Consider the following 23787-nt stretch of genomic DNA (forward strand, 5'->3'; position numbering starts at 1 on the left):
CTGCTTTCCGTCATACTGGGGCATCATGTACCTGCCTGCCCTTTCATCGCGCCTTGCGCGCATGCTCCTGGCCGCCATGCTGTGCGCTGGCGCTTCCCCTGCCCTCGCCGGGTCGTTCGATGTCAGGGACGACTACGGCATGGGGGAGATTTCGGAGGCCGAGCGGTTTTATGTCGATGAGCAGCTCGTCGCCACCTTTCAGCTTGACGCGAACCATACCAGCCAGACGGTCCATGTCGATACCGCGATGGGGCGCCTCAACCACAGCTACGCCCTGTGCGGGGAAATTTACATCCGCCGCCCCGGTGGCAAGATCGAGATCCATCAGGTCAGCGGCGAAGGCGTGCTGTATCATCCCGATGGCCACCATTTTGAGGCCATTGCCTCGCGCAATTTCACCGAATTCTATCTTGTCGATGAAGATGAGCCCGAAAGCGTCGAGCGCCATCCCGGCCATAGCAGCCTGTGCGCCGCACCCACGTCCTGAACGGGGCTTCCCTCAGCCCTCATCCGCCGCAAGCAGGGCGGCCTGTTCTTCCTGCGTCAGGGCATCGACGAATTCATCGAGTTCACCCGCCATCACGCGGTCGATCTTGTAAAGCGTGAGGCCGATGCGGTGGTCGGTCACGCGACCTTGGGGAAAATTGTAGGTGCGGATGCGCTCGGAGCGGTCGCCCGTGCCCACCTGAGCGCGGCGGTCGGCGGCGCGGGTTTCGTGGGCGGCGGCGCGATTGCGCTCATACAGGCGCGCGCGCAGGATCTTCATGGCCTTGGCGCGATTCTTGTGCTGGCTCTTCTCTTCCTGCATCGCCACCACGATATTGGTGGGCAGATGGGTGATGCGCACCGCGCTCTCGGTCTTGTTGACGTGCTGCCCCCCTGCTCCGGATGCCCGGTAGACATCAATGCGCAGGTCACCTTCATTGACCTCGACATCCACTTCTTCCGCCTCGGGCAGCACGGCCACGGTGACGGTGGAGGTATGGATGCGACCCTGGCTCTCGGTCGCCGGCACGCGCTGCACGCGGTGCACGCCGGATTCATATTTCAGCCGGGCGAATACGCCCCGCCCGGTAATGCTGGCAATGCCCTCGCGCAGGCCACCGAGTTCGGACTGGTCATATTCCAGAATCTCGAAACGCCAGCCGCGCTGGTCGGCATAGCGCTGGTAGGCGCCAAACAGTTCGGCAGCGAACAGCCCGGCCTCGTCACCACCCGCGGCGGGGCGGATTTCAAGGATGGCGCTGCGTTCATCCGCCTCGTCACGCGGCAGCATGGCCAGGCGGATGTCGTGGCGCAGGCCCGGGATCTGCGTGCGCAGTTCGTCAAGTTCGGCCTGGGCGAGTTCGCGCATCTCGGGGTCAGCGAGCATCTGGCTGGCATCGCGCTCGGCCTCTTCCGCCCCGCGCAGCGCGTTTACGCGCGAGACAATCGGCTCAAGCTCGGCATACTCGCGTGAGGCCTGCGTGAAGTCGCTGCCCGACAGGCCCTGGGCCAGAAGAGCCTGCAATTCCTCGCACCGGCCAACGATCCGGTCCAGGCGTTCGTCGAATTTTGACACGCTCAGCCCCCTGCGGCGGTTCCGGCCTGCAGGGCGGCGGCCACGCCATCAAGGGGTACCTCGGTCTGCTGCCCGCTATCGAGGTTCTTGAGCTGGGCTACGCCGCGTGCAATCTCGTCGCTGCCGATCACCACGACATGCGAGGCCTTCATGCGATTGGCGCGTTCCATGCGGCGCTTCATGTTGCCGCGATAGGACGTTTCGGCCCGGATGCCAGCAGCCCGCAGGCCCTGCAGCACGGTCAGGGATACGGCCTGCGCATCCGCCCCCATCGGCACGACGGCCACCGGGCGCGCCTCGGACGGCACATCCTCAAGCAGCATGGACAGGCGCTCGATCCCGCCCGCCCAGCCAATGGCTGGCGTGGCGGGGCCACCCATTTCGGCCACGAGGCCATCGTAGCGCCCCCCCGCCAGCACGGTGCCCTGCGCGCCAAGGCGCTCGGTCACGAACTCGAAGGCGGTATGCCCGTAATAATCCAGGCCCCGCACAATGCGCGGATTTTCCCTAAAGCGCACGCCCATCGTATCCAGCGTGCTGCGCAGGCCATCCCAAAAAGCCTGGGCCTCGGGCGTAAGGAACTGGGCAATGGTAGGGGAATCCGCCACCAGCGCACGGTCCTGCGGGGCCTTGCTATCGAGAATGCGCAGCGGGTTACGCTCCAGCCGGGCTTGACTGTCGGCGGAAAGTTCGGCGCGCCGTTCGCTGAAATAGGCGATCAGCGCCGTGCGCCAGGCATCACGGCTGGCGCTGTCGCCCAGCGTGTTGAGCTCCAGCACCACTTCATCGCCAATGCCAAGCGCGTGCAGCACGTCGCGGCCCATGGCAATGACCTCGGCATCGGCCAGCGGCTCGGCGGAACCCAGCAGTTCGGCACCGATCTGGTGGAACTGGCGGTAGCGTCCCTTCTGCGGGCGCTCGTAGCGGAACATCGGCCCGGCGTAAAACACCTTCTGCGGCAGCGACTGGGTCAGCCCGTTGGTGACCAGGGCGCGGCAGATGGCCGCCGTGCCCTCGGGCCGCAGGGTCAGGGATTCACCGCCACGGTCCTCGAATGTGTACATCTCTTTCGAGACAACATCGGACGTATCGCCCAGCGAGCGCGAAAAGACCCGCGTATCCTCGAACACGGGGGTCGACCACTCGTCAAACCCGTACAGGCCGACAATGCGGCGCGCGGTTTCCACTACATGGTTGAACCGCCTGCGTTCCTCACCAATCAGGTCATGGGTGCCACGAACGGGCTGTAAGCTGCTCACTACGCGATATTCCTGTATTCAGTCCGATGGCCCGCACGCAGGCCACCGGTCAGGCCGCGTGCCCCTTGGCCGGGCATGCGGCGTTTGACTCAGTCCGTGGTGGACATGCTGGCCTCGCGGGCCATTTCCTCGGCGGGGGTGTTGTTGGCATCCGCCTTTTCCAGCACGGCCACCTTCTTCTCCACCAGCTCCACGATATGCTCGATCATGTCGCCCGCAGGCATGGTGTGGTCCTGCTTGCCGGCGGAATAGACCATGTGGCGGCCCGAACCGCCGCCGGTCACGCCGATATCGGTCATCAGCGCCTCGCCGGGGCCATTGACCACGCAGCCGATGATCGACAGCGTCATGGGGGTCTTGATATGGGCCAGGCGGTCTTCCAGCGTCTGCACGGTCTCGATCACGTTGAAGCCCTGCCGCGCGCAGGACGGGCAGGAAATGATCTTCACGCCACGATGGCGCAGGCCCAGCGACTTCAGGATATCCCAGCCGACCAGCACTTCCTCTTCCGGCTCCGCCGAGAGCGAGACGCGCATCGTGTCACCCACGCCCGCCCACAGAAGGTTGCCCAGCCCGATGGAGGACTTGACCGTGCCCGCGCGCTTGCTGCCCGCCTCGGTAATGCCGATATGCAGCGGGTGGTCGCATACATCGGCAAGCTGCTGGTAGGCCGCGACCGCCATGAACACGTCCGACGCCTTCACGCTGATCTTGAACTCGTGGAAGTCATGATCCTCAAGGATCTTGGCGTGTTCGAGCGCGCTTTCCACCAGGGCCTCGGGGTTGGGCTCGCCGTATTTTTCCAGCAAGTGCTTCTCAAGCGAACCGGCATTGACGCCGATGCGGATGGAGCAGTTGTGGTCCTTCGCCGCCTTCACCACCTCGCGCACGCGCTCGGCGCTGCCGATGTTGCCGGGGTTGATGCGCAGGCACGCGGCGCCGGCCTGGGCGGCCTCGATGGCGCGCTTGTAGTGGAAGTGGATGTCGGCCACGATCGGCACGTTCACTTCGCGCACGATCTCGGCCAGTGCCTTCGTGCTCTCCTCATCGGGGCAGGACACGCGCACGATATCCACGCCCGCAAGCTCGGCGCGGCGGATCTGCGCGATCGTGGCCTCGGCATCGGTGGTCAGGGTGTTGGTCATGGTCTGCACCGAAACCGGGGCATCACCACCGACCGGCACGCTGCCGACATGGATCTGCCGCGACTTGCGGCGTTCGATGTGCTGATAGGGACGATAGCTGCTCATTTCTGTGCCCTCCACATTAAGGCGGCGGTATGTGCTCCGGCCCGCCGTGGCGGGGCGTGGCACGGCCCGATGGTCTGTTACATGCCGGTTCCCGGCATGGCGGCCACATTGTGGACCATGCCGTAGGAGACCCTTTTACTCCGGATTGATGTGCTGCGGGAGGGGCGGAGAGAGATTATTGCCGCTCCCTGTGGCGGTTGTGCCGCCTGGCTGCACGGATGAAGGCATTGGCGGGTGGATATTTGCCGCAGGCGCGGCATGCAGCACCGAGCCATCAGCCACGGCTGCCGGGGTGAGCGGGATATTGTGCCGCACTTCCCCGTTGCGGCCCAGCGGCTGGGTCGTGACCCCGCCCGCGGCAAGCGTCAGGCCGCCCGCATTGCCCACGGTCAGTTCCAGGCCGGTCTGGCCCTGCGGTGTCTGCCATGTCTCGCCGGGCTGGAGCACGTGGTCATACAGCACGGGGCCACCATGCTTGCGCACCTGCACCCAGGTCGTGGCCGATGCGTTCAGGGTCACGCTGTCGCCAGCCGCAACCGGGGCTGGCGTGGCCGGGGCCTGCTGGGCCAGCACGTTGCGGTCCTCGCCCATTTTCTCGAGCGGCTGCGCAGGTGCGGCAGGTGCCGGCATGGGCGGGAGCACTGCCGCGGGCGGCAGCGTGGCAGGCGTTCCGGTCAGCGCCTCGCGCTCCTGCGGTGGCAGGGGCTGGGGCGCGGGCCGTTCATCCGTGGGTGGCAGCACCGAGGCCACCTGCGGCGACGCGGTCGTGCCCGATGACACGCCCGGCAGGGTCAGCTTGGCCGGAAGGTCATGAATGCCCTGCGAGCCGGTAAGCTTGTACCACCCCGCATAGGCTCCCACCAGAATGACGAGGCCGCACAGCAGGAGCACGCCGGTTGGCAGCCCCCGGTCAGGCAGCGGCACGGGAAAGGACAGTTCGGCCTTGCGGGTAAAGGCCCCCCGGCTTTCGATCTTGAAGCGTTCGGCAAGCTGTTCGCCTTCCAGCCCCAGCGCATTGGCGTAGCTGCGCAGGAAGCCGATGGCATAGGCCGAGCCGGGAAGTTCGCCGGGGCGCCCCTCCTCAAGGGCCTGCAGGTAAGGCAGGCGGATGCGCAGCCATGCCGCGACATCGGGCAGGTTCCAGCCCAGCTCCTCGCGGCGCGCGCGCAGCATGTCACCAACCGAAGCGATGGGAGTGGTGCCCGGTGCTGGCGCAGGCGCGCCCGGCGTTGCCTTGCCACGGAAAATGCGCTTGCCGTCGGTCATCCGTAGCGGGCCCTCTCTTCCTGACGGATCAGGGCATCGATGGCCTGATCGACCAGCTGATTGATAATTTCGCTGACCGGCTGCTCGGCGGTGATCATGCCCACGGACTGCCCGGCCATGACCGATCCATTCTCCACATCGCCATCGATCACGGCACGGCGCAGGGCACCCGCCCAGAAATGCTCGATATCAAGCTGGGCGGCTTCCTTGGTCAGTTCACCACCCTGAAAGCGGCGCAGCGTTTCCGCCTGGTGCTGCATGAAGCGCCTAGTGCCTGCATTGTTCAGCCCGCGCACCGGAATGACCGGAAAGCGCTCGTCAAGCTGCACGGATGTCACGGCATCACGCGCGTTGGCGCGGATGAAGGCCTTCTTGAAGTTTTCATGCGCGATGCTCTCGCGTGAGGCGGCAAAGCGCGTGCCAAGCTGTGCGCCCGATGCGCCCTGCTCAAGGTAGGACAGGATCGCATCCCCCCGCCCCAGCCCACCTGCCACGAACACCGGCACGTCATGGATATGGGGCAGGATTTCCTGCGCGAGCACCGTCAGCGACACGGGGCCGACATGCCCGCCTGCTTCCGATCCCTCGATCACCAGCGCATCGACGCCCAGCCGCACCAGCCGCTTGGCCAGCACGAAGGCGGGCGCGAACGCAATGACCTTTGCACCCCCGTCCTTGATGGCACGGATGACCGGCCCGGACGGGATGCCGCCCGCCAGCACCACATGCGTAATGCCCGCGCGGATGCACACCTGCACCAGGTCATCAAGCCGGGGGTGCATGGTGATCAGGTTCACGCCAAAGGGCTTCTTGGTCAGCACCTGTGTCGCCGCGATTTCCTCGGCCAGGCGCTCGGGCTCCATCGCGCCGCAGGCCAGCACGCCAAAGCCGCCCGCGTTGGAAATGGCCGAGACAAGGTTGCGCTCGCTCACCCACGACATGGCACCCGCCAGCAACGCGTATTCGCTGCCCAGGAAGCGCGTGCCACGACCCCACAGGTGGTCGAGGCGGGCACGGGCCTCCCTGCGGCGCGCGGGGTCGGTCAGGGCGGACGGGGCATCAGGGGTGGCGGCCATGGTGGTGCTCACGCTGCATCCAGCCCATAGGCGGTGTGGAGCGCGCGCACGGCCAGCTCGGTATATTCGGAGGCGATCAGCACCGAGACCTTGATCTCGCTTGTCGAGATGACCTGCACGTTGATGTTGCGCTCGGCCAGGGTGCGGAACATGGTGCTGGCCACACCGGCATGCGAGCGCATGCCAACACCCACGACGCTGATCTTGACCACGCTGTCATCGGTCTGCAGTTCGGCGTACTGGGTGGTGGCGTGGGTGCTTTCCAGCACCGAAATGGCGCGGGCGAGATCGGTCTTGCCCACGGTGAAGGTCATGTTTGTCATGCCATCATCGCCGGTGCTCTGCACGATCATGTCCACGTTCACGTTGGCGTCGGCCAGCGGGCCAAACACGGCGGCGGCAATGCCCGGCCGGTCGGGAAGCTGGCGGACGGAAACCTTCGCCTCGTCCCGGGAGTAGGCAATTCCGGCGACCTGTTCCTGTTCCACGATTTCGTCCTCATCCACGACTAATGAACCGGGCAGATGCCCTTCCGATGGTGCTGGCCCGTCATTGAAGCTGGAGAGCACCTGCACGCGCACGCGCTCCTTCATGGCCAGTTCCACGCTCCGGGTCTGGAGCACCTTGGCGCCGACCGATGCCAGTTCCAGCATCTCCTCGTAGGTGATGCGGTCCAGCTTGCGTGCCTTGGTAACAATACGGGGATCGGTTGTATAGATTCCGTCCACATCCGTGTAGATGTCGCAGCGATCCGCCTTCAGCGCCGCAGCCAGCGCCACGGCCGAGGTGTCGGAACCGCCACGGCCCAGCGTGGTGATGCGCCCGTCTTCTCCAATGCCCTGGAAACCCGCCACGACCGGCACCTGGCCCGCGCGCATGCTGGAAATCAGGGCCGCGCCATCGATTGATTCGATGCGGGCCTTGCCGTGGGCGTTATCGGTGCGCAACGGGATCTGCCAGCCCAGCCAGGAGCGGGCGTTGATGCCCAGCTTCTGCAACGCTATGGCCAGCAGGCCGCTGGTCACCTGCTCACCGGTGGAAACGACGGCATCGTATTCACGTTCATCGTGCGTTGCGGAAAGATCGCGGCAGTAACCGACAAGGCGGTTGGTCACGCCAGACATGGCGGAGACCACAACGGCAACCTCGCACCCGGCCTCGACCTGTTTCCGGACTTTTTCCGCCACGGCCCGAATCCGGTCAAGATCGGCGACGGAAGTGCCGCCGAATTTCATCACGATCCGCGGTACGGTAGGGGACATCGGAATAATGGCTCCATTATGGCTCGGGCTTCAGCATATCCGGAGTGGGGGCCAGTTGGCCAATCCGGGGCATTGCGTTATGCGCAAGCCGCGTCACATACATCTCCGCAGCTTCCGCGTCCAGCGGGAGAAAGCCAAATGAAAGGCGGTGCACCCATGCAGCATCACGATTCGACCGTTGTGTCGGCGGATTCCGTCGCCCCGGATGAAATCGCCCATTTCAGCGATCTCGCTGCCCGATGGTGGGATCCCGCAGGCCCCATGCGCCCGCTCCATGCCATGAACGACCTGCGCACGGGCTGGGCCATGCGCCACCTGCCCGCCCCCGTGGCACAAGATGGCACGCGGCGCACGCTGCTCGATATCGGCTGTGGCGCGGGGCTGGCCAGCGAGGCCTTTGCCCGCGCGGGATTTGACGTGACCGGGCTTGATGCCTCGCAGGCGGCGATCACGGCAGGGCGGCTGCACCTGCGCCACCATCCCCTGCCCCAGTCCGCAGGCCCGCTGGCCTATCGCTGTGGCAGCGCGGAAGAACTGGTGGCCCATCATGCGCGCTTCGATGCAATTTCCGCCCTTGAGGTGATCGAGCACGTCACCGACCCTGCCGCCTTCCTGGGCATGCTGGGCCGCCTGCTCAAACCGGGCGGGGCGATGGTGGTCTCGACCATGAACCGCACGTGGCGCTCGATGGCCATGGCCAAGATCGGGGCGGAATACGTGCTGCGCCTGCTGCCCGTGGGCACGCATGACTGGAAAAAGTTCATCACGCCCGCCGAGCTGGGCCATTACGCCGCCCGCTCAGGCCTGCGCGTGACCGATGTGGCGGGCATGGTGCCCGGGCTGGGTGGCTGGCGCGAGAGCCGCGACATGGCGGTGAACTACATCGCGGCCCTCGTGCGCGACTGATAAGGGCCACGCACCCGTTGCGGTCAGGCCACTCAGATCGTGTTCATGAACGCGAACGTGGTCGGGCTGCCCACGGGGGTGAAGTTCCATGTAAAGTCGAGCACGCCGGTCTGGGCATTGGCCTTGAAGGACGTGACCGAATCACTGCGCTGGTTGGCGCAGAACAGGAAGGTGCCGCTGGGGTCGAACATCATGGCGCGACCGTAATCGGCATGCATCCAGATTTCTTCCACCAGGTTGAGCGTGCCGTCATCGTTCACGTGAAAGCTGGCCAGCGAATCGCCCAGCCGGTTTGATACATACAGGTATTTGCCATTGGGCGAGAGCAGGATGCCAGCAGCCAGCGTACTGCCGCGGAAATGCGGGGTGACGGTGCTGACGGTCTGCTGCGGCACGATCTCGCCGGTCTGCGGGTTGAAGGTGGCGGCGACCACTTTCGAATCCTGCTCGCCCAGAATGTAGATCATCGTCCCCTTTTCATTGAAGGAGAAGTGGCGCGGGGCGGAACCCGGCGTCATGGCGATGAAGGGTGTCTTGGCGGGCACGAGGCGGCCGGTATGCAGGTCGAGCGTCCAGACATAAACCCGGTCCAGCCCGGCATCACACGCCAGGACGTAGCGGCCCGAGGGGTCGGAGGCCACCATGTGCACATGCGCCATGGAATGGTCGCTGATGGCAAAGTTGCCCGGCGGGTTGTCTGCCGCGCGGTCGGGCATGCGCGGGCCGGTATTGTGCACGACATCGGTCGGGTCACCGAGGCTGCCATCGGGGTGGATGGGCAGCACGCCCACCGTGCCGCCCATGTAGTTGGCCACCAGCACGTATTTGCCCGAGGCATGGATGCTCAGATGCGCGGGCACGGCGCCGCCTGAACGCATGACGTTGAGCTTGGTCAGTTCCCCGCTCGAGCGGTTGACCGAGAACGCGGTGACGCAGCCTTCCTTGTTGGCATTGAAATCATCGATCTCGCTCAGGGCGTAGAGATGCTTGAAATCACTGGACATGGCCATGAAGGACGGGCTGGCGATATCCACATAGGTCATGAGCGGGGAAAGGCTGCTGGTATCGGGGTTCATCTCGAACACCGATATGCCCTGCCCGTTGCCAGCCCCGCCCGGTGGGGCATGCTGGGTGTAGCCGCCAATGTAGCAGATGGTGCGGGGCTTGTTGCCCGGCGCGGTCTGCGCCACGGCGCGGCGGGAGAGTACGGGCACGGTGGCGGCCAGGGCTGTGGCGAAGGTGCGGCGTGAGAGGGGGGTGCTCATGACAGAAAGGACGATCCTGGTCAGTTGGAACTGTTTTTATTGCTTGCTACGGCAGTTTGCAGGCGGGGCCGATATCCCCGGTATAGCGGGTCCAGGTTTCGGTTTCACCAAATAAAGGCACTGCCACGAAACCGCGCAGCTTCAGGTCACCCGATTGCGAGACCCACAGCTTGGCATGGTACACATGCCCGGTATCCGGATCGGTGACATGGCCATTCCAGTGCCCCTTCGTTTCGGGGTCGGGGGTAAACCCGTTGAGCATGGGAAGGTTGCATTCGGGCTCGCCCCGCTTGTCGCGCGGCATGTCGGTGGTGTAGCGCAGCCCGGCCAGCCTGCCGCACACTTCCTGCCCGCACTGGCTGATCTCGAACACGCCGTCATGGTCCTTGGTCATCCACCGGCCAATAATGTCCGGCTCCCCGGCATGGGCGGTAACGGGGGAAGCCAGCCCGACCGCCATGGCACATAACGCGGCCATGGCCGGCAGGGTGAACGCCCGGAGGATGCGGCCGCCCGCCTCGCCCGGCGTCATGTTCCGTTTTGTGTCGTGCATCTTGAATCGTTCCCCCGACATGGCGCGCGTCCCGGTCTGTGCCCCGGGGCACGCTTGCGTCTACCCTCTAGCTGTCAGCGCGCCGGACCCATGGAATGGCGTGAACTTCCACGCCCGCCTCATCGAGTTCGGCATGCTCCTCTTGCGTCATGCTACCATAAATGCCCCGGGCTTCACGCTCGCCATGGTGCATGCCCAGGGCTTCCTCGGCAAAGCGGTCGCCCACGTCTTCACATTCCGCCTCAACCGTGTCGCGTATTTTCTGTAACAGGGCGAGCATGGTATCAGGCATGGCCTGTGGCGCATGGCCGGGTGGCGTGGGCGCAGACATGGCAGGCGTTACGGCTGCCGCCTCCGCCTGGCGTGCAGGCATGCCCGTATGGACGGCGGGCGCCATGAGGGCGCGCGTCACGTCGGGCGAGCCGCAATGCGGGCAGGACAGCAGCCCGGCCGCGGCCTGCTGCTCGAACGCGGCGCTGCCGGGAAACCACCCTTCAAATTCATGCCCCGCACCACAGCGCAACTGATACCGGATCATGCCGTTATATCAGCCCTTGCCCAGCAGGCCATCGAGCCGGCCCGCGCGCTCGAGCGCCATCAGGTCATCGCAGCCGCCAATGGGCGTATTGTCAATGAAGATCTGCGGCACCGTGGTGCGCCCGCCCGAGCGGCTGATGGATTGCGCGCGCTCGGGCGTGCCGTAGGGGGCATCGATTTCGTTGAAGGAGACACCCTTGTGCTGGAGCAGCCGCACGGCGCGGATGCAGTAGGGGCAGCCGGGTTGGGTGTAGATATCGATTGCGGGCATTGAACCTTCACTTGGCTTGCGGGTTGGATCCGCCCCATGGTCCGGGGCGAATGCATCTGTTCTGGACCATCCTATCCTATTGCGGCGCATGCTGGCCACTGGCACGCGCGGCGGCAAGCACATCAACCCGCGCGGCGCCTGCCGCAAGCAGGGGCACCGTGCAGGCGGCCAGCGTGGCGCCGGTGGTCATCACATCATCCACCACGATCACATGCCGCCCCGCCAGCGCGGGAACAACCCCGGGGCGCACCGTAATTGCCCCATGCATGAGGTGCTGGCGCTGGCTGCGACCCAGACCTTCAAGCGGGCGGGTGGCACGGGTGCGCTCAAGCCCGTCACACAGGGCCGCAGCGCCCGCGAGACCTGCCAGCGCGCGGGCCAGAAGGGCAGCCTGGTTGTAGCGGCGGCCAAACAGCCGCAGGCGATGCAGCGGGACCGGCATGAAAAGGCTCTCCCCCGTCATGATGTCGCTGGCCGCCATGGCCATGTAACGTGCCAGCAGCGCTACGTTTTCCGTGCGGTCGGCATATTTCAGCGGCAGGATCAGGCTGCGTGCGGTCTCATCATACATCATGGCGGCCCGCGCTTCACGCCACGGCGGCGGGTTGTGCTCGCAGGTGGTGCAGGTCATGTCCGGCCCCGCTGCCGCGCGTGAAGCGAATGGCAGGGCGCAGCGGCGGCAGAACGGCGGCGTAATCAGGTGCAGCCGGCCCACGCACGCGCCACACAGATGCCCCGCCCGGGCCACCTCCGCCCCGCAGGCAAGGCAGCGGGGCGGAAACAGCAGGTCAAGCACCGGCGTTGCGGCCCTGCGCCACCACGGGGCGCGGTTCATGGGCTCACACGATCGTGGGCTTGGCAGGACGCGGGCATGCGTTCACACCAAGGGGCATGAGCCCGGATGTGCCGCAGATCTTCGACCGCCATGCCGTCAGGCTGCACCGTGACCGCGCCGCGCGTGACGTGGCGGCCGTGCGCCCCATTGTGGAGGAAGCCGCCACCCGCCTGCTCGACCGGCTGGATGACGTCACGCGCCCCTTCGCCACGGCGCTGGACATTGGTGGGCGTGGCGTCGTGGCCCCACGCCTGCGCGCGCGCGGCATCCAGACCGTTGCCGCCGATCTCTCGCCCCGCATGGCCGCCCTTGATGCCGGCCCCGCCGTGGCCATGGATGGGGAATGGCTGCCCTTCTCGCCGCACAGTTTCGACCTGGTGGTGGCGTGCCTTTCGCTGCACTGGGTCAATGACCTGCCGGGGCTGCTGGCGCAGGTGCGTCATGTGCTGGCGCCTGACGGGCTGTTCCTGGCCTGCATGCCCGTGCTGCCCACGCTGGGCGGGCTGCGTACCGCCCTGATGGAAGCCGAGATGGCGCAGCGCGGTGGCGTCTCGCCGCGCGTCTCGCCCTTTCCCGGCCTGCGCGACTGCGCCGCCCTGCTGCAACGCGCAGGGTTTGCCCTGCCGGTGGCCGATGCGGATGTGATCGAACTGAGTTACGCAACCCCCATGGGCCTGCTGGCCGATCTGCGCCACGCAGGCGAGACCAATGCCCTGCACCAGCGCGCGCGGGGCCTGACATCCCCCGCCCTGCTGGCCGATGCCCTTGGCCGCCTGCCGCGTGATGCCGATGGCTGTGTGGCGCAGTCGCTGCACATCGCGGTCATGACCGGCTGGGCCCCTGCCCCCACGCAACCCCGACCCCTCCGGCCAGGCCAGTTCAGCGTGAGCCTTGAGGAAGCGCTGCGCGACCCACCCTGACATTCACCCCCCCGTGACACTCATGTGGCGGCGCACGCGGGCGGGGTCATCGGCATCGCGCCCGATCAGGAAATCATGCCCCTTCGGCTTGCGCAGGATGGCGGCGCGGACATGATCCATCATCGCCACGTCATCCTCGCCCGCGCGCAGGGGCGCGCGCAGGTCGGTCGAACCTTCATGGCCCAGGCAGGTGTAAAGCCTGCCGGTGCATGACAGCCGCACGCGATTGCAGCTTTCACAGAAATTATGGGTCATGGGCGTGATGAAGCCGATGCGCTGGCCGGTCTGGCCAATGCGGGCGTAACGCGCCGGGCCGCCGGTGCGGTAGGCCAGTGGTTCCAGCGCCCAGCGCCGCTCAAGCCCGCGGCGCACGGTTGAGAGCGGCAGGTAATGATCGGTGCGGTCCTCGCCCGTCTCGCCCATGGGCATGGTCTCGATCAGGCACAGATCGGCACCGATCTCGCCGCACCAGGCGATCAGGGTATCGAATTCATCCTCATTCACGCCCGCCATGGCCACGGTGTTGATGCGCACCGCAAGCCCCGCCTCCCTTGCTGCACGGATGCCATCAAGCGTGCGGGCGAGGTTGCCGCGCCGGGTGATGCGGGCAAAGCGGGAGGGATCAAGCGAATCAAGGCTGACATTGACGCGGCGCACGCCCGCTGCCCGCAGGCCATCGGCAAATTCGGCCAGCCTGCTGGCATTGGTGGTGAGCGTGAGTTCATCCAGCCCCGGCTGGCCGGTATCGCGGTGCAGCCATTTGCCCATCTCGTGAAAGAAGGACATGACATCGCGCCGCACCAGCGGCTCACCCCCGGTCACCCGCAGCCTGCGCACGCCGTGGCGGATGAAGGCCGTGCACAGGCGCTCGAGTTCGGGCAGCGACAGGATTTCCGCCTTGGGCAGGAAGGTCATGTCCTCGGCCATGCAATAGATGCAGCGCATGTCGCACCGGTCGGTGACTGACACGCGCAGGTAGGTCAGCAGGCGGCCGTAGGAATCGGGTAGCGGGGCATGGTTCATGCAGTCACAAACCCTAGGACAGCACGGTCAGCTGCACGACCATGGCATTGACCATTACCTTGCCAGCATGGGGAAACATGACCGTAACGCGTTCGCCAATGGCCGACTGCACGGCGCCATCGCCCCATTCCGGGTGGTCGGGGTGGCGGACCAGTTGCCCCGGAACAAGAAAGGACCGGAAAGGTGGAGGGGCCATGATGCTGCGCGGTTCCTGCATGGGGGTCATGACCGGCATATCGGACCGGTGCGGGTCTTATTAAACCCCATTGGCGGGTATTCAACAAAAAAACAGCCCGCCCATGGCCGCGGCACCGCCTTTTCCGCCATCACAAGGCATGTTACCGCAAGGGCATGCACACCCCTTTTTCCCGACCGGTACAGGCATTGAGCCACCGCCCTGCCATGAGCAGCCTCCTGTGCGGCGCCATGCTGGGGGCGGGGTGGCATGGCCTGTCCACCCTGCTGGCCCCTGCCCTGCGCCTCAACCTGCGCCGCAGGCTGGCGCGTGGCAGGGAAAGCCTGGCCAGCCTGCCCCAGCGGCGCGGCCTGGCCAGCCGATCGCGCCCTCCGGGGTTGCTTGTATGGCTGCATGCGGCCAGCGTGGGCGAGACGGTTGCCCTCCTCCCGGTGGTGGAGCAGCTTCTCGACGCCAGTCCGGCGCTGCACGTTCTGGTCACGACCGGCACGGTCACGGGAAATGCCATTTTGCATGACCGCCTGCCTGCCATGGCCGGGCAGGAGCGGGTCATTGCGCAATTTGCGCCGCTGGACGTGCCACGGTGGGGGGCGCGGTTTCTTGATCACTGGCGCCCGGACGTGGGCGCGCTGGTGGAAAGCGAGCTCTGGCCCAACCTGATTGCCGCCTGCCACGCGCGGCATATGCCACTGGCCCTGCTCAACGGCCGCATGTCCGACCGCTCCCTGGCCAGCTGGCGCAGGGCCGCCTGCCTTCTGGCCCGCATGCTCTCGACCTTTGCGTGGGTCATGGCCCGCAGCGCGGAGGATGCAGCCCGCCTGCAACACGGCGGCGCAACCCGGATCGACCTGATTGCCGACCTCAAGGACGCAGCGCCCCCCCTGCCACATGACCCGGCGGCACTGGCGGAACTGCGATCCCTGCTGGCCGGGCGGCCGGTCTGGGTCGCCGCCTCCACCCATGAGGGAGAAGACGCCACCATCATCGCCGCCAGCACCCTTGTGCGCCAGGTGGTGCCCGATGCCCTGACCATCCTCATCCCCCGCCACCCTGAACGCGGCGCGGATATCGCCGCCCGCGCCAGCGCCCCGCGCCGCGCATTGGGGCAGACCCCTGCCGCGCAGGACGGACTATGGATCTGTGACACGCTGGGCGAGATGGGCCTGCTCCTTGCCCTTGGCGCACCGGTGCTGATGGGCAACAGCCTGCCGGGCTGCGCGGGCGGCGGCCATAACCCGCTGGAACCCGCGCGTGCCGCCTGCCCCGTGGCCAGTGGGCCACGGATCGGCAATTTCCGGCAGGCTTACGCCCGGATGGAGGACGGCGTGCGGTTTGTCGAAACCCCGCCCGATATCGCCCAGTGGCTCATTCCCCTGCTCCAGAGCCCCGAAGCCTGCCACAGGGCAGGCGCGCGCGCCCGGCGGCATGCCCTGCCGGATTCCACGCTGGCCCGGAACATAGCCCAAGCCCTGCTTGCACTAGGTCCGCGCTGATGCGGCCGCCCGCCTTCTGGTGGCGACCGCCCGCCGATGCCGGACTGATGGCGGGCCTGCTCGCCCCCCTCGCCCATATTTATGCGGCCGCCACGGCACGCCGCCTGCGCCGTGCATCATGGCATGCGCCGGTGTCGGTGCTGTGCTGTGGCAATATTGGCGTGGGTGGCGCGGGCAAGACGCCGCTGGTGATGGATCTGGCACAGCGCGCCATAAGCCGGGGGCGCAGGCCCGCTTTCCTCTCACGCGGATATGGCGGCCGGGCGCGTGCGGGAACACGGGTTGACCCCAGCCATCACACCGCGCGCGACGTGGGCGACGAACCCCTGCTGCTGGCCCATATCGCACCATGTTATGCGGGCGCTGACCGGGCTGTATCGGCGCGCCGCGCCGTGGCGGACGGAGCGGATTGCCTGCTGATGGATGACGGATTCCAGAGCCCCACCCTGCATCAGGACCTGGCGCTGGTGGTGGTTGATGGCGCGGTCGGGTTTGGCAATGGCCGCGTGCTGCCTGCTGGCCCACTGCGTGAGCCGGTGGCCCCGGCACTCGCCCGCGCCAGTGGCGTGGTCATCATGGGCCGTGACCGGCAGGGCGTTGCGGCCAGCCTGCCCGAGGGGCTGCCCTGTTTTGCAGCAACCCTGCAACCCGACACGCAGACCATCCCCCGTGACCGGCCCGTCATCGCCTTTGCGGGAATCGGACGGCCCGCCAAATTTTTTGATGGGCTGGCCCAGTGCGGCATTCACCCAGTGCGCTGTCTCGCCTTTCCCGATCATCACGCCTATACCGCAGCCGAGCAGGCCCGACTGCACAGACTTGCGACACAAGCCGGAGCCTGCCTTGTTACAACACAAAAGGATGCCGTGCGCCTCAATGCCCCCCTCCAAACAGAGGTGCGCACGGTCGGCCTGGAACTGGCATGGGCCACCCCCGCCATGCCCGAACGGATACTGGACCTATGGCTGGGCACGACACAGCAGTAAAAGCACGGCACGCCACGCGGCAGATGCGCCTTGAAGCAGCACTGGTGCGCGGGCTTGTGGCCCTCTTCCGCCGCCTTGGTCCGGTGCGGGCCTCCAACCTTGGCGGATGGCTGTGCCGCACGATCGGACCGGTTCTGCCTGTATCGAAAATAGCCGATTCCAACCTGCGCATGGCCATGCCCGAACTCGATTCCAGCATGCGCCGCACCATCATCCGCACCATGTGGGACAATATCGGCCGCAACGCAGGTGAGTTCCCGCATCTTGCCACCCTGCCCCGCAACCCGGCTGACGGTGCCCCCGGCTGGGACGTGGTGGGCGAGGAACACCTCATCGCGCAGGCGGCGAAGGGCGGGCCGACCATTTTCGTATCCGGCCATATCGGCAACTGGGAGATGCTGCCCCCCGCCGTGGCGCGGTACGGACTGCCATTCTCCTCATTCTATCGTGCGCCCAACAATCCGCTGGTCGACCGCATCCTGTGCGACCTGCGTGAGGAGGCGATGGGGGAGCCCGTGCCGCTGTTTGCCAAGGGAGCACGCGGCGCGCGCAATGCGCTGGCGCACATACTCAAGGGCGGCCACCTGGGCATGCTGGTGGACCAGAAGATGAATGATGGAGTCGCCGCCCGCTTTTTCGGCCTGCCCGCCATGACGGCGGGCGCCATGGCAGCCATGGCGCTCAAGCTGCGCTGCACCGTCATACCCGGCTATATCGAGCGCCTGGGCCCGGCGCGGCTGCGCATGCATGTCCACCCCCCCATCGACCTGCCCGATAGCGGCAACCGAACGGCAGACCAGATGGCGCTGACGCAGCAGGTGAATGACTGGATTGAAGGCACAATACGGCAGCAGCCAGGCAGCTGGCTCTGGATTCACCGCCGATGGAATAAGCATTTGCCTATTATTGAGCCTAAAAAATAAGCACGTATGCTACAAAATATTGCTTTTTTGCCACAGGGTGTTGTTTCTGCCTGTTTGTGCGGCTTTCTGCCTGAAATTCAGTTTGGCAAAGCTGCCATGCAGGAATAGCGTTGTTCCTATCTTGTCACGCCAAGACAGTCAGAGGGCCAACGGAATGCACATGATGAGCAAGCAGGCTTCCGCCACCAATGTTATTTCCCTGCGGCAGGGCTTCCTGCCCCGCCACCGCGAATACCTGATGCGCTGGCTTGAAGCCGGTGCGTGCATGGGCCTGTGTGATGCGGATATCTCCGATCACAACGATGATAACGAGCCTGATATCGAACATGTTCTGGTCTGGGTGCGTGAAAATGCACGCCCGGCCTACATGGTCCGCCCCGAAGGCATGGGCTGGGTGCTTGTTGACCAGATCCGCGACTGCCAGCTTGCTACCTACAGCAGCTTTGAAGCCGCCCTTCACGCCATCCGCCCGGTGCTGGCGCATGGGGCCACCGCCGCCGCCTGAAAGGCCAGCGGCGGGTAAGGCACCCGCCTGAATTGCTCCCTAGTTGGCGCTGCGCCGCAGCCTGCCCGCTGGGGGAATGACGATCCTGCCGCCACCGGTGGGCAGGATCTGGAACACGGCCAGGTCGCGCCGCGTCTTGCCATTATCCAGAAAACCGAATGCGCCATCCACCCCGCCAAACCCGTCGGGGCGGGTCAGCGCCTGCACGGAATAGCCATTGGCACTTCCGGCGGGGCGGTTCTGGTCCAGCGCCTTCACCAGGGCCGCCGCATCATAGGTCAGGTCGGCCAGCGGGGTTGGCATGTGGTGGTAAGCCGCCATGAACTGCTGCACGAACGCCTGCCGCGTGGCCGGATCGGGCGCTGCGTACCACGCACCCTGCAACGCACCCAGCTTGGTGGCGAATGCCGACCACAGCCCCGGCCCCATGATCTGCACATGCGTATTGTCCACATGCGCCTGGGCCAGCGCGTTGATGATCATGCCCAGTTGCAGCCCGGTATCGCCCAGAAGCAGCGCGTCAAACGGCGGGGCGGGAAAATCTGGCGGGGCGGCGGACGCCGTGGCGGCTTCAGGTACCGGGGCCTGCGGCGCGCCATCGGGGTTGGCGGGGTCGATGGTGGCTGAATCGGGCGCGGCCTCGGGCGTGGGGGCCGCAGGCGCCTGGGCCACGGGGTCGGGTTGTGGCACGGCAGCGGCGCGACTGTCATAGGCCGACAGGGTTTTCAGGTTGGCGGTAATCGCCTCCTGCGTGCTGTCATGGAACATGATCTGTGGCGATTGCAGGCCATTTTCCTCGCACACCTGCTGCAGCGCCTGCCCAAGCGCATGGCCCAGCCGGTTATCGGGCAGGAACGCCGCGAAATGCTGCCGCCCCTGCTGGCGGGCGGCGAGTACCATGCGGCGCACCTGCTGCTCGGGCGCAATGCCAAGGGTCCAGACACCAGGCTGGGCGACGGACATGTCGCTGGTAAAGGCCAGCACAGGCACCCCGGCAGCGGTGGCGACTGGTGCCGTCTGCGCTGTCTCGTCGGCGGTGAGCGGGCCGAGGATCAGCCCGTCGCCTGCCTTGATTGCCGCCTGTGCAGCAGTAGCGGCGTTACCACCCGGGGTGGCGGTATCATGCACATCCAGCGGCGGAGCGGTGGGCGTATTCATGGCCATGCGCGTGGCGGTCAGCATTTCCTGGCCGAGGCGGGCATTGGCCCCGCTGAGCGGCAGCAGCACGCCCACGTTGCGCCCGGCATGGGGCGCATGGTGGCCACCGCCCTCCCCGCCCGCACACGCGGTCAGCACCGACAGCGCCAGCCCTGCCAGCAATAAGCGCTTGCATGCAGGGCGCGCAGAGGCAGTATCAGCATCCTGTCCTTGCATCTGGGTTCCGAATGTCTGACGCCTCATCTTCCTCGCCTTCAAAATCTCAACATGCCCCGGAACATCCGGCGGATATAAACCGTGGCCATATTCATAGCGGAGAATCCGCCACCCGTCATGCCGGGAACGCCGATGAAACCGTTCCGGTTGTGCATCAGGGTGGAGAAGTTGTGCTGGTTTCCACGCCAATAGGCAACCTTGGCGACATGAGCCGCCGCGCGGTCGAGACGCTGGAGGCCTGCGACCTGATCCTGTGCGAGGACACGCGCACCAGCGCGCGGCTGCTGCGTGAATACGGCATCCGCACCCGCACCCGCCCCCTGCATGACCACAACGAGGACAGGCAGATACCCGCACTCCTTGAGGCCCTGGATGCGGGGCAGCGCATTGCCGTGATTTCGGATGCGGGCACGCCGCTGATGTCGGACCCTGGCTACAGGCTGGTGCGCGCGGTGGTTGCGGCGGGTGGGCACGTGACGGCCGTGCCGGGGCCGAATGCCGCGGTAATGGCGCTGACACTGTCGGGCCTGCCGCCGCACCCGTTCATGTTCTCGGGCTTCCTGCCGCCGCGTGAGGCGGCGCGGCGCGAGGTGCTGGCGCAACTCCACGCCGCCGAATGCGCGGGCCTGTCCGCCACCCTGATCTGGCATGAAGCCCCGCACCGGCTGGCGGAAATGCTGGCAACGCTGGCCGATGTCATGGGCGGCAACCGCCCTGCCGCAGTCGCCCGGGAACTGACCAAGCGCTTTGAGGAAGTGCGCCGTGGCACGGTCGCCGAACTCGCCGCCCATTACGGCGAAAACCCCGCACGGGGCGAGATTACCGTGGTGCTTGGGCCGCCGCTGCAGGAAGACAGCACGGCAACCGACCTCGACACCCAGCTGCACGAGGCGCTGCGCACGCTCTCGGTCAAGGATGCGGCAGCACTTGTGGCCGGCATTACCAGCCTGCCCCGCCGCACGGTCTATGCCCGCGCGCTGGAACTGGCGCGGGAGAAAAAATAAGCCCGCAGGCCGTTACTGCCCCCCGATATCGGTATTGAACAGCGAATCCGCTGGCATGGGGCCGCCGGTGCTGGCATCGAGCAGGTCGACGCGGGTGGTTTCCTGCTGGGCATCCTGAATGATCCAGCCGCGCAGCCGCAGCGGGTTGTCATGGAACAACAGGGTCATGCTGCCATCGCCCGGCGTGTCGGTGCGCACCACGGTTATGTCGAGTTCATTGCCATCATGCGACAGGCCGGTCACCGTCACATCACCCGACAGTTGCAGATGCGGGCGCAGCAGCAGGCCAAGCGGGGTCTTTTCCATTGGCATGGTGGTGGTCTGGTCAAGCTGGCTGTCGTTAAACACCACCTGGTCATGGTTGGCCACGAGCAGCAGCGGGCTGGGCGGGTCGTACTGAAAGCGCATGCGGCGATTCGTGCGGTCGATCCACGCCGTGCCGGTGCTGACCTTGCCATCAGGCGCGGTCTGGCGGAACCGCGCCTTGAGCAGGCTGATCGCATCAAGATGATGCTCGACCCGTTCCAGCAGCGCATGGTCCTGGTCCGATGCCCCCACGGCCATCTGCTCCTGCGCATGGGCAACAGGCGCAACGGGACCGCCCAGCAGGCAGGCAACGCCACAGGCGGCAATGACAGGAAGAAATTTCATGATGCGGCGCAATCCGTGCAGACACTCTGTGCACAGTCGTGCCCCATCAGCCCCGCAATATCAAGCCAGCCCTCCGGCACGTGAGCCTACGAACTGCCAATCAGCACGCCCGCCACGAACACCAGCAGCCCGCCGATGACAATCTGCACGATGGCCGAGCCAAACGGCGTGTCCTGATAGCGCCAGCGTATCCATGAAATGGCGAACAGTTCGATCACCACCACGATGATCGCGGCAATCATGGCCGCCGAGAAATCATCGATCAGGAACGGCAGGGTATGCCCGATGCCACCCGCCGTGGTCATGAGCCCGCACACCAGCCCGCGCAGCAACGGCGCGCCCCGGCCTGAAAGCTTGCCATCATCGGACAGGGCCTCGGCAAATCCCATGGAAATCCCTGCCCCCACCGAGGCCGCCATGCCGACGAGGAAGGCATTCCAGGGCTGGTGCGTGGCGAAGGCCGCGGCAAAGACCGGCGCAAGTGTCGAGACCGAGCCATCCATCAACCCCACAAGGCCGGGCTGGATGATCTGGAGCACAAAGCGGCGGCGGGCATCCTCATCCTCGCTTTCGCGCTTGCTGGTGGGCAGGCGGTCGAGGGTAATGGCGTTGGCGGCCTGCTCGTGCTGGTCCTCGGCATGGGCAAGGTCACCGAGCAGCCTGCGGGTTGCGGCATCGGTGGTGCGCAGGGCGGCCTGGCGGTAGAATCGCGCCGCATCCATTTCCATCTGCCGTGCATGGGCGCGCACGGCCTCGATGCCCTGCGTCTGTACCTGCCAGGCGGGCTTGCGCACCATGAAATCGGCAATATCGGTTCTGCGGATCAGCGGGATATGCGGGCCGAAACGGCTGACATACAGGTCGATCAGGTCGCGGCGGTGCTCGTCCTCCTCCATCGACATATCGGTAAAGATCTTGGACGTGTCGGGGTATTTCTCGCGCAGGGTATAGGCAAAATCGGAGTAGATGCGCCCGTCTTCCTCCTCGTTGGAGATGGCAAGCGCGAGGATTTCCTGATCGGACAGGGAAGAGAATTTACGCATCGCCCAGTCTATGCATAAATTCTCTTAATGGCTCAAGAATATTGTAAAGTTACAAATAATTCTCAATTGAAATACCCAAGTAAAACGATCGAAAATGATTATGCTTCTCGGTTACGTTTCTTGGTGAACATATCCCCTGCCCGCCGCTCACACCACGGCGGCTTCGGTAAAGACATGGGTCACGTCGCCCTGCCAGCGGCCATGATAGGCGGCAAGAAAGGCCTCGGCCTGCGTGGGGGCACCCGCGGCAATTTCATGCAGGGGGGCGAGGTAACGGGTCTCGTCCTGCCCATTGCCATCACGCAGGGCGCGGGCGCGCAGGCCGTCAGTGGCAAGGGCGATCATGCGGGCGGCAAGCGGGCGCAGCGTGCCCTGCCCCCACGGCGCATCCAGCCCCAGGCGCGGCACGGCGGCGCGCAGGGCGAGGTAATCGTCCCACCCATGTTCGCACACCAGCTTTTCGGCGGCATGCAGGGTGGCGTCATCATAGAGCAGCCCGGTCCACAGTGCGGACTGGGCCAGCATCATGGCGGGCGAGCCTGCATCGGCGCCGCGCATTTCAAGGAACTGCTTGAGCCGCACATCGGGGAAGGCCGTGGTCAGGTGGTCCTCGAAATCGCCAATGGTGGGGCGCTCGCCCTCCAGCCCCGGCGGGCAGCGCCCGTCAAGCCAGTCACGGAAGGAATGGCCCGCCACATTGATCATGCGCTCGCCCCGTGTGACGAAATACATCGGCACATCAAGCAGCCACTGCACATAGACCGCAAAGCTGAAGCCATCTTCAAGGAACTGGCGCGGCATGCCCGCGCGCGCATTGTCGGTATCGGTCCAGACACGGGCGCGGTTGGACAGGAAGCCATTGGGGCGGCCTTCATAGAACGGCGAACTAGCGAACAGCGCGGTCGCCACCGGCTGCAACGCCAGCGAGACCCGCATCTTGCGCGCCATGTCGGCCTCCGAGCCGAAATCGAGGTTCACCTGCACGGTGCAGGTGCGCAGCATCATGTCCAGCCCCAGCGTGCCCACGCGCGGCATGTAGTCGCGCATGATGGCGTAGCGGCTCTTGGGCATCCACGGAATGTCGGCGCGCCTGGCCGTGGGGTGAAAGCCCAGCGGGGCGAAGCCCAGCCCCAGCTCGGCGCAGGCCGGACGGATGGATTCAAAATGGTGCGCCATCTCGGCTGCCGTATCATGCAGCGAGGCGAGCGGGGCGCCGGAGAGTTCAAACTGGCCACCCGGCTCGAGCGAGATGGAACTGCCCCTGGCCTCCGCCTGCCCCTTGAGGCCGATCAGCGCGCCCTGGTCGATGATGTCCTGCCACTGCGTGCCACCGCCTTCGGCTGAAAGCGCGCGCAGCAGGGCCTCGATTCCGCGCGGGGCGTAGGGGGGAGCAGACCATGCCGGCCGACCGGGGCCTGCGGCGGCGGGTTTTACAAAACCGAATTTCTCATGTTCCGTGCCAATCCGCCACTGCGCCCGCGGGCGCGCGCCCGCCGCAAGCAGGGCGACCATCTGGTCAAGGGATTCGATTACGTTTGTATTATGCGCGCCGGGATTCGACATGGCGGGGGCAATATCCTCATGACAGTCAGGGCAAGGCTGGGCCGGAGACAGGCCGAAGGGAAGCG

25 protein-coding genes are annotated in these 23787 nt (G+C 65.9%); 8 read left to right on the plus strand and 17 right to left on the minus strand.

Translation table 11 applies throughout. The features are described from left to right. Window positions 1-25 precede the first annotated feature (25 nt). Window positions 26-487: a hypothetical protein gene (locus tag DV027_RS05965; RefSeq protein WP_130730980.1), complete on the plus strand. Its 462-nt coding sequence runs from the start codon at window positions 26-28 to the stop codon at window positions 485-487. A 12-nt stretch (window positions 488-499) separates the two neighbouring features. Here DV027_RS05965 and prfA read toward each other — a convergent pair whose 3' ends face one another. The 6 genes from prfA to DV027_RS05995 form a co-directional block, all read right to left on the minus strand. Next, the gene (prfA, locus tag DV027_RS05970) at window positions 500-1561 is read right to left on the minus strand and encodes a peptide chain release factor 1 (protein WP_130730981.1); all 1062 of its coding nucleotides are present in this window, start codon (window positions 1559-1561) and stop codon (window positions 500-502) included. 2 nt (window positions 1562-1563) lie between these two features. After that, the gene (gene hisS / locus DV027_RS05975; protein ID WP_130730982.1) at window positions 1564-2820 is read right to left on the minus strand and encodes a histidine--tRNA ligase; all 1257 of its coding nucleotides are present in this window, start codon (window positions 2818-2820) and stop codon (window positions 1564-1566) included. Window positions 2821-2909: 89 nt separating this feature from the next. Continuing rightward, window positions 2910-4070, minus strand: coding sequence for a flavodoxin-dependent (E)-4-hydroxy-3-methylbut-2-enyl-diphosphate synthase (gene ispG / locus DV027_RS05980; RefSeq protein ID WP_130730983.1), 1161 nt, complete (start codon window positions 4068-4070; stop codon window positions 2910-2912). Window positions 4071-4205: 135 nt separating this feature from the next. Beyond that, window positions 4206-5336 carry a helix-turn-helix domain-containing protein gene (locus DV027_RS05985; RefSeq protein WP_130730984.1) on the minus strand — a complete coding sequence of 377 codons (1131 nt, stop codon included), beginning with the start codon at window positions 5334-5336 and terminating at the stop codon, window positions 4206-4208. Beyond that, window positions 5333-6412, minus strand: coding sequence for an NAD(P)H-dependent flavin oxidoreductase (locus tag DV027_RS05990; protein ID WP_130731039.1), 1080 nt, complete (start codon window positions 6410-6412; stop codon window positions 5333-5335). The genes DV027_RS05985 and DV027_RS05990 overlap by 4 nt, the downstream gene beginning before the upstream one ends. Window positions 6413-6420: 8 nt before the next feature. Continuing rightward, window positions 6421-7674 (minus strand): aspartate kinase, encoded by a 1254-nt coding sequence (locus DV027_RS05995; protein WP_130730985.1) that lies wholly within the window; start codon window positions 7672-7674, stop codon window positions 6421-6423. Between the two features lie 156 nt (window positions 7675-7830). Here DV027_RS05995 and ubiG point away from each other — a divergent pair, with 156 nt between their 5' ends. Then, window positions 7831-8580: a bifunctional 2-polyprenyl-6-hydroxyphenol methylase/3-demethylubiquinol 3-O-methyltransferase UbiG gene (gene ubiG / locus DV027_RS06000; RefSeq protein WP_130730986.1), complete on the plus strand. Its 750-nt coding sequence runs from the start codon at window positions 7831-7833 to the stop codon at window positions 8578-8580. Between the two features lie 32 nt (window positions 8581-8612). Here the strand turns inward: ubiG and DV027_RS06005 are convergent, their stop codons facing one another. From DV027_RS06005 to DV027_RS06025, 5 genes are all read right to left on the minus strand, one after another. Next, a complete protein-coding gene (locus tag DV027_RS06005; protein ID WP_130730987.1) occupies window positions 8613-9845 on the minus strand; it encodes a lactonase family protein in 1233 nt (410 codons plus the stop codon). Between the two features lie 46 nt (window positions 9846-9891). Continuing rightward, window positions 9892-10419, minus strand: coding sequence for a DUF2147 domain-containing protein (locus DV027_RS06010; RefSeq protein WP_242621749.1), 528 nt, complete (start codon window positions 10417-10419; stop codon window positions 9892-9894). A gap of 46 nt (window positions 10420-10465) precedes the next feature. After that, a complete protein-coding gene (locus tag DV027_RS06015) occupies window positions 10466-10936 on the minus strand; it encodes a DUF1178 family protein (protein WP_130730989.1) in 471 nt (156 codons plus the stop codon). 9 nt (window positions 10937-10945) lie between these two features. Continuing rightward, window positions 10946-11206, minus strand: a complete 261-nt coding sequence (gene grxC / locus DV027_RS06020; RefSeq protein WP_130730990.1) for a glutaredoxin 3 — start codon at window positions 11204-11206, stop codon at window positions 10946-10948. A gap of 76 nt (window positions 11207-11282) precedes the next feature. Then, complete coding sequence (locus DV027_RS06025; RefSeq protein ID WP_130730991.1) at window positions 11283-12041, minus strand: ComF family protein; 759 nt, start codon at window positions 12039-12041, stop codon at window positions 11283-11285. Between the two features lie 56 nt (window positions 12042-12097). On the opposite strand from DV027_RS06025, the gene DV027_RS06030 reads away from it, so the two are divergent. Further along, a complete protein-coding gene (locus DV027_RS06030) occupies window positions 12098-12961 on the plus strand; it encodes a methyltransferase domain-containing protein (protein ID WP_130730992.1) in 864 nt (287 codons plus the stop codon). Between the two features lie 3 nt (window positions 12962-12964). Here DV027_RS06030 and moaA read toward each other — a convergent pair whose 3' ends face one another. Then, complete coding sequence (moaA, locus tag DV027_RS06035; protein WP_130730993.1) at window positions 12965-13984, minus strand: GTP 3',8-cyclase MoaA; 1020 nt, start codon at window positions 13982-13984, stop codon at window positions 12965-12967. A 13-nt stretch (window positions 13985-13997) separates the two neighbouring features. Further along, window positions 13998-14219, minus strand: coding sequence for a DUF3553 domain-containing protein (locus DV027_RS06040; protein WP_130730994.1), 222 nt, complete (start codon window positions 14217-14219; stop codon window positions 13998-14000). Between the two features lie 167 nt (window positions 14220-14386). Here DV027_RS06040 and DV027_RS06045 point away from each other — a divergent pair, with 167 nt between their 5' ends. The 4 genes from DV027_RS06045 to DV027_RS06060 all read left to right on the plus strand — a co-directional run bounded on the left by DV027_RS06045 (window position 14387) and on the right by DV027_RS06060 (window position 18087). Further along, window positions 14387-15673, plus strand: a complete 1287-nt coding sequence (locus DV027_RS06045; RefSeq protein WP_242621750.1) for a 3-deoxy-D-manno-octulosonic acid transferase — start codon at window positions 14387-14389, stop codon at window positions 15671-15673. Next, the gene (gene lpxK, locus DV027_RS06050) at window positions 15673-16659 is read left to right on the plus strand and encodes a tetraacyldisaccharide 4'-kinase (protein WP_130730996.1); all 987 of its coding nucleotides are present in this window, start codon (window positions 15673-15675) and stop codon (window positions 16657-16659) included. Before DV027_RS06045 ends, lpxK begins: the two co-directional genes overlap by 1 nt. After that, complete coding sequence (locus DV027_RS06055; RefSeq protein ID WP_130730997.1) at window positions 16635-17582, plus strand: LpxL/LpxP family acyltransferase; 948 nt, start codon at window positions 16635-16637, stop codon at window positions 17580-17582. The genes lpxK and DV027_RS06055 overlap by 25 nt, the downstream gene beginning before the upstream one ends. A 160-nt stretch (window positions 17583-17742) precedes the next feature. Beyond that, window positions 17743-18087 carry a hypothetical protein gene (locus DV027_RS06060; protein WP_130730998.1) on the plus strand — a complete coding sequence of 115 codons (345 nt, stop codon included), beginning with the start codon at window positions 17743-17745 and terminating at the stop codon, window positions 18085-18087. Between the two features lie 39 nt (window positions 18088-18126). Here the strand turns inward: DV027_RS06060 and DV027_RS06065 are convergent, their stop codons facing one another. Then, the gene (locus DV027_RS06065) at window positions 18127-19461 is read right to left on the minus strand and encodes a penicillin-binding protein activator (RefSeq protein WP_408884451.1); all 1335 of its coding nucleotides are present in this window, start codon (window positions 19459-19461) and stop codon (window positions 18127-18129) included. Window positions 19462-19472: 11 nt separating this feature from the next. On the opposite strand from DV027_RS06065, the gene rsmI reads away from it, so the two are divergent. Continuing rightward, window positions 19473-20465: a 16S rRNA (cytidine(1402)-2'-O)-methyltransferase gene (gene rsmI, locus DV027_RS06070; protein ID WP_165399121.1), complete on the plus strand. Its 993-nt coding sequence runs from the start codon at window positions 19473-19475 to the stop codon at window positions 20463-20465. Between the two features lie 12 nt (window positions 20466-20477). On the opposite strand, the gene DV027_RS06075 is transcribed toward rsmI, so the two are convergent. The 3 genes from DV027_RS06075 to DV027_RS06085 all read right to left on the minus strand — a co-directional run bounded on the left by DV027_RS06075 (window position 20478) and on the right by DV027_RS06085 (window position 23722). Then, the gene (locus DV027_RS06075; protein WP_130731001.1) at window positions 20478-21116 is read right to left on the minus strand and encodes a LolA family protein; all 639 of its coding nucleotides are present in this window, start codon (window positions 21114-21116) and stop codon (window positions 20478-20480) included. 86 nt (window positions 21117-21202) lie between these two features. After that, window positions 21203-22159, minus strand: a complete 957-nt coding sequence (gene mbfA, locus DV027_RS06080; RefSeq protein ID WP_130731002.1) for an iron exporter MbfA — start codon at window positions 22157-22159, stop codon at window positions 21203-21205. A 147-nt stretch (window positions 22160-22306) separates the two neighbouring features. Further along, window positions 22307-23722 carry a glutamate--cysteine ligase gene (locus DV027_RS06085; RefSeq protein WP_130731003.1) on the minus strand — a complete coding sequence of 472 codons (1416 nt, stop codon included), beginning with the start codon at window positions 23720-23722 and terminating at the stop codon, window positions 22307-22309. Window positions 23723-23787 lie beyond the last annotated feature (65 nt).

Source organism: Komagataeibacter xylinus (assembly GCF_004302915.1).
GTDB lineage: Bacteria > Pseudomonadota > Alphaproteobacteria > Acetobacterales > Acetobacteraceae > Komagataeibacter > Komagataeibacter xylinus_C.

Excerpts from the sequence above, each read along its gene's own strand:
- DV027_RS05965 (WP_130730980.1), top strand. The coding sequence starts at position 26 with ATGTACCTGCCTGCCCTTTCATCGCGCCTTGCGCGCATGCTCCTGGCC.
- ispG (WP_130730983.1), bottom strand. The coding sequence starts at position 4,070 with ATGAGCAGCTATCGTCCCTATCAGCACATCGAACGCCGCAAGTCGCGG.
- DV027_RS05985 (WP_130730984.1), bottom strand. The coding sequence starts at position 5,336 with ATGACCGACGGCAAGCGCATTTTCCGTGGCAAGGCAACGCCGGGCGCG.
- DV027_RS05990 (WP_130731039.1), bottom strand. The coding sequence starts at position 6,412 with ATGGCCGCCACCCCTGATGCCCCGTCCGCCCTGACCGACCCCGCGCGC.
- DV027_RS05995 (WP_130730985.1), bottom strand. The coding sequence starts at position 7,674 with ATGTCCCCTACCGTACCGCGGATCGTGATGAAATTCGGCGGCACTTCC.
- ubiG (WP_130730986.1), top strand. The coding sequence starts at position 7,831 with ATGCAGCATCACGATTCGACCGTTGTGTCGGCGGATTCCGTCGCCCCG.
- DV027_RS06005 (WP_130730987.1), bottom strand. The coding sequence starts at position 9,845 with ATGAGCACCCCCCTCTCACGCCGCACCTTCGCCACAGCCCTGGCCGCC.
- DV027_RS06010 (WP_242621749.1), bottom strand. The coding sequence starts at position 10,419 with ATGTCGGGGGAACGATTCAAGATGCACGACACAAAACGGAACATGACG.
- DV027_RS06015 (WP_130730989.1), bottom strand. The coding sequence starts at position 10,936 with ATGATCCGGTATCAGTTGCGCTGTGGTGCGGGGCATGAATTTGAAGGG.
- grxC (WP_130730990.1), bottom strand. The coding sequence starts at position 11,206 with ATGCCCGCAATCGATATCTACACCCAACCCGGCTGCCCCTACTGCATC.
- DV027_RS06025 (WP_130730991.1), bottom strand. The coding sequence starts at position 12,041 with ATGAACCGCGCCCCGTGGTGGCGCAGGGCCGCAACGCCGGTGCTTGAC.
- DV027_RS06030 (WP_130730992.1), top strand. The coding sequence starts at position 12,098 with ATGAGCCCGGATGTGCCGCAGATCTTCGACCGCCATGCCGTCAGGCTG.
- moaA (WP_130730993.1), bottom strand. The coding sequence starts at position 13,984 with ATGAACCATGCCCCGCTACCCGATTCCTACGGCCGCCTGCTGACCTAC.
- DV027_RS06040 (WP_130730994.1), bottom strand. The coding sequence starts at position 14,219 with ATGCCGGTCATGACCCCCATGCAGGAACCGCGCAGCATCATGGCCCCT.
- DV027_RS06045 (WP_242621750.1), top strand. The coding sequence starts at position 14,387 with ATGAGCAGCCTCCTGTGCGGCGCCATGCTGGGGGCGGGGTGGCATGGC.
- lpxK (WP_130730996.1), top strand. The coding sequence starts at position 15,673 with ATGCGGCCGCCCGCCTTCTGGTGGCGACCGCCCGCCGATGCCGGACTG.
- DV027_RS06055 (WP_130730997.1), top strand. The coding sequence starts at position 16,635 with ATGGCTGGGCACGACACAGCAGTAAAAGCACGGCACGCCACGCGGCAG.
- DV027_RS06060 (WP_130730998.1), top strand. The coding sequence starts at position 17,743 with ATGATGAGCAAGCAGGCTTCCGCCACCAATGTTATTTCCCTGCGGCAG.
- DV027_RS06065 (WP_408884451.1), bottom strand. The coding sequence starts at position 19,461 with ATGCAAGGACAGGATGCTGATACTGCCTCTGCGCGCCCTGCATGCAAG.
- rsmI (WP_165399121.1), top strand. The coding sequence starts at position 19,473 with ATGTCTGACGCCTCATCTTCCTCGCCTTCAAAATCTCAACATGCCCCG.
- DV027_RS06075 (WP_130731001.1), bottom strand. The coding sequence starts at position 21,116 with ATGAAATTTCTTCCTGTCATTGCCGCCTGTGGCGTTGCCTGCCTGCTG.
- mbfA (WP_130731002.1), bottom strand. The coding sequence starts at position 22,159 with ATGCGTAAATTCTCTTCCCTGTCCGATCAGGAAATCCTCGCGCTTGCC.
- DV027_RS06085 (WP_130731003.1), bottom strand. The coding sequence starts at position 23,722 with ATGTCGAATCCCGGCGCGCATAATACAAACGTAATCGAATCCCTTGAC.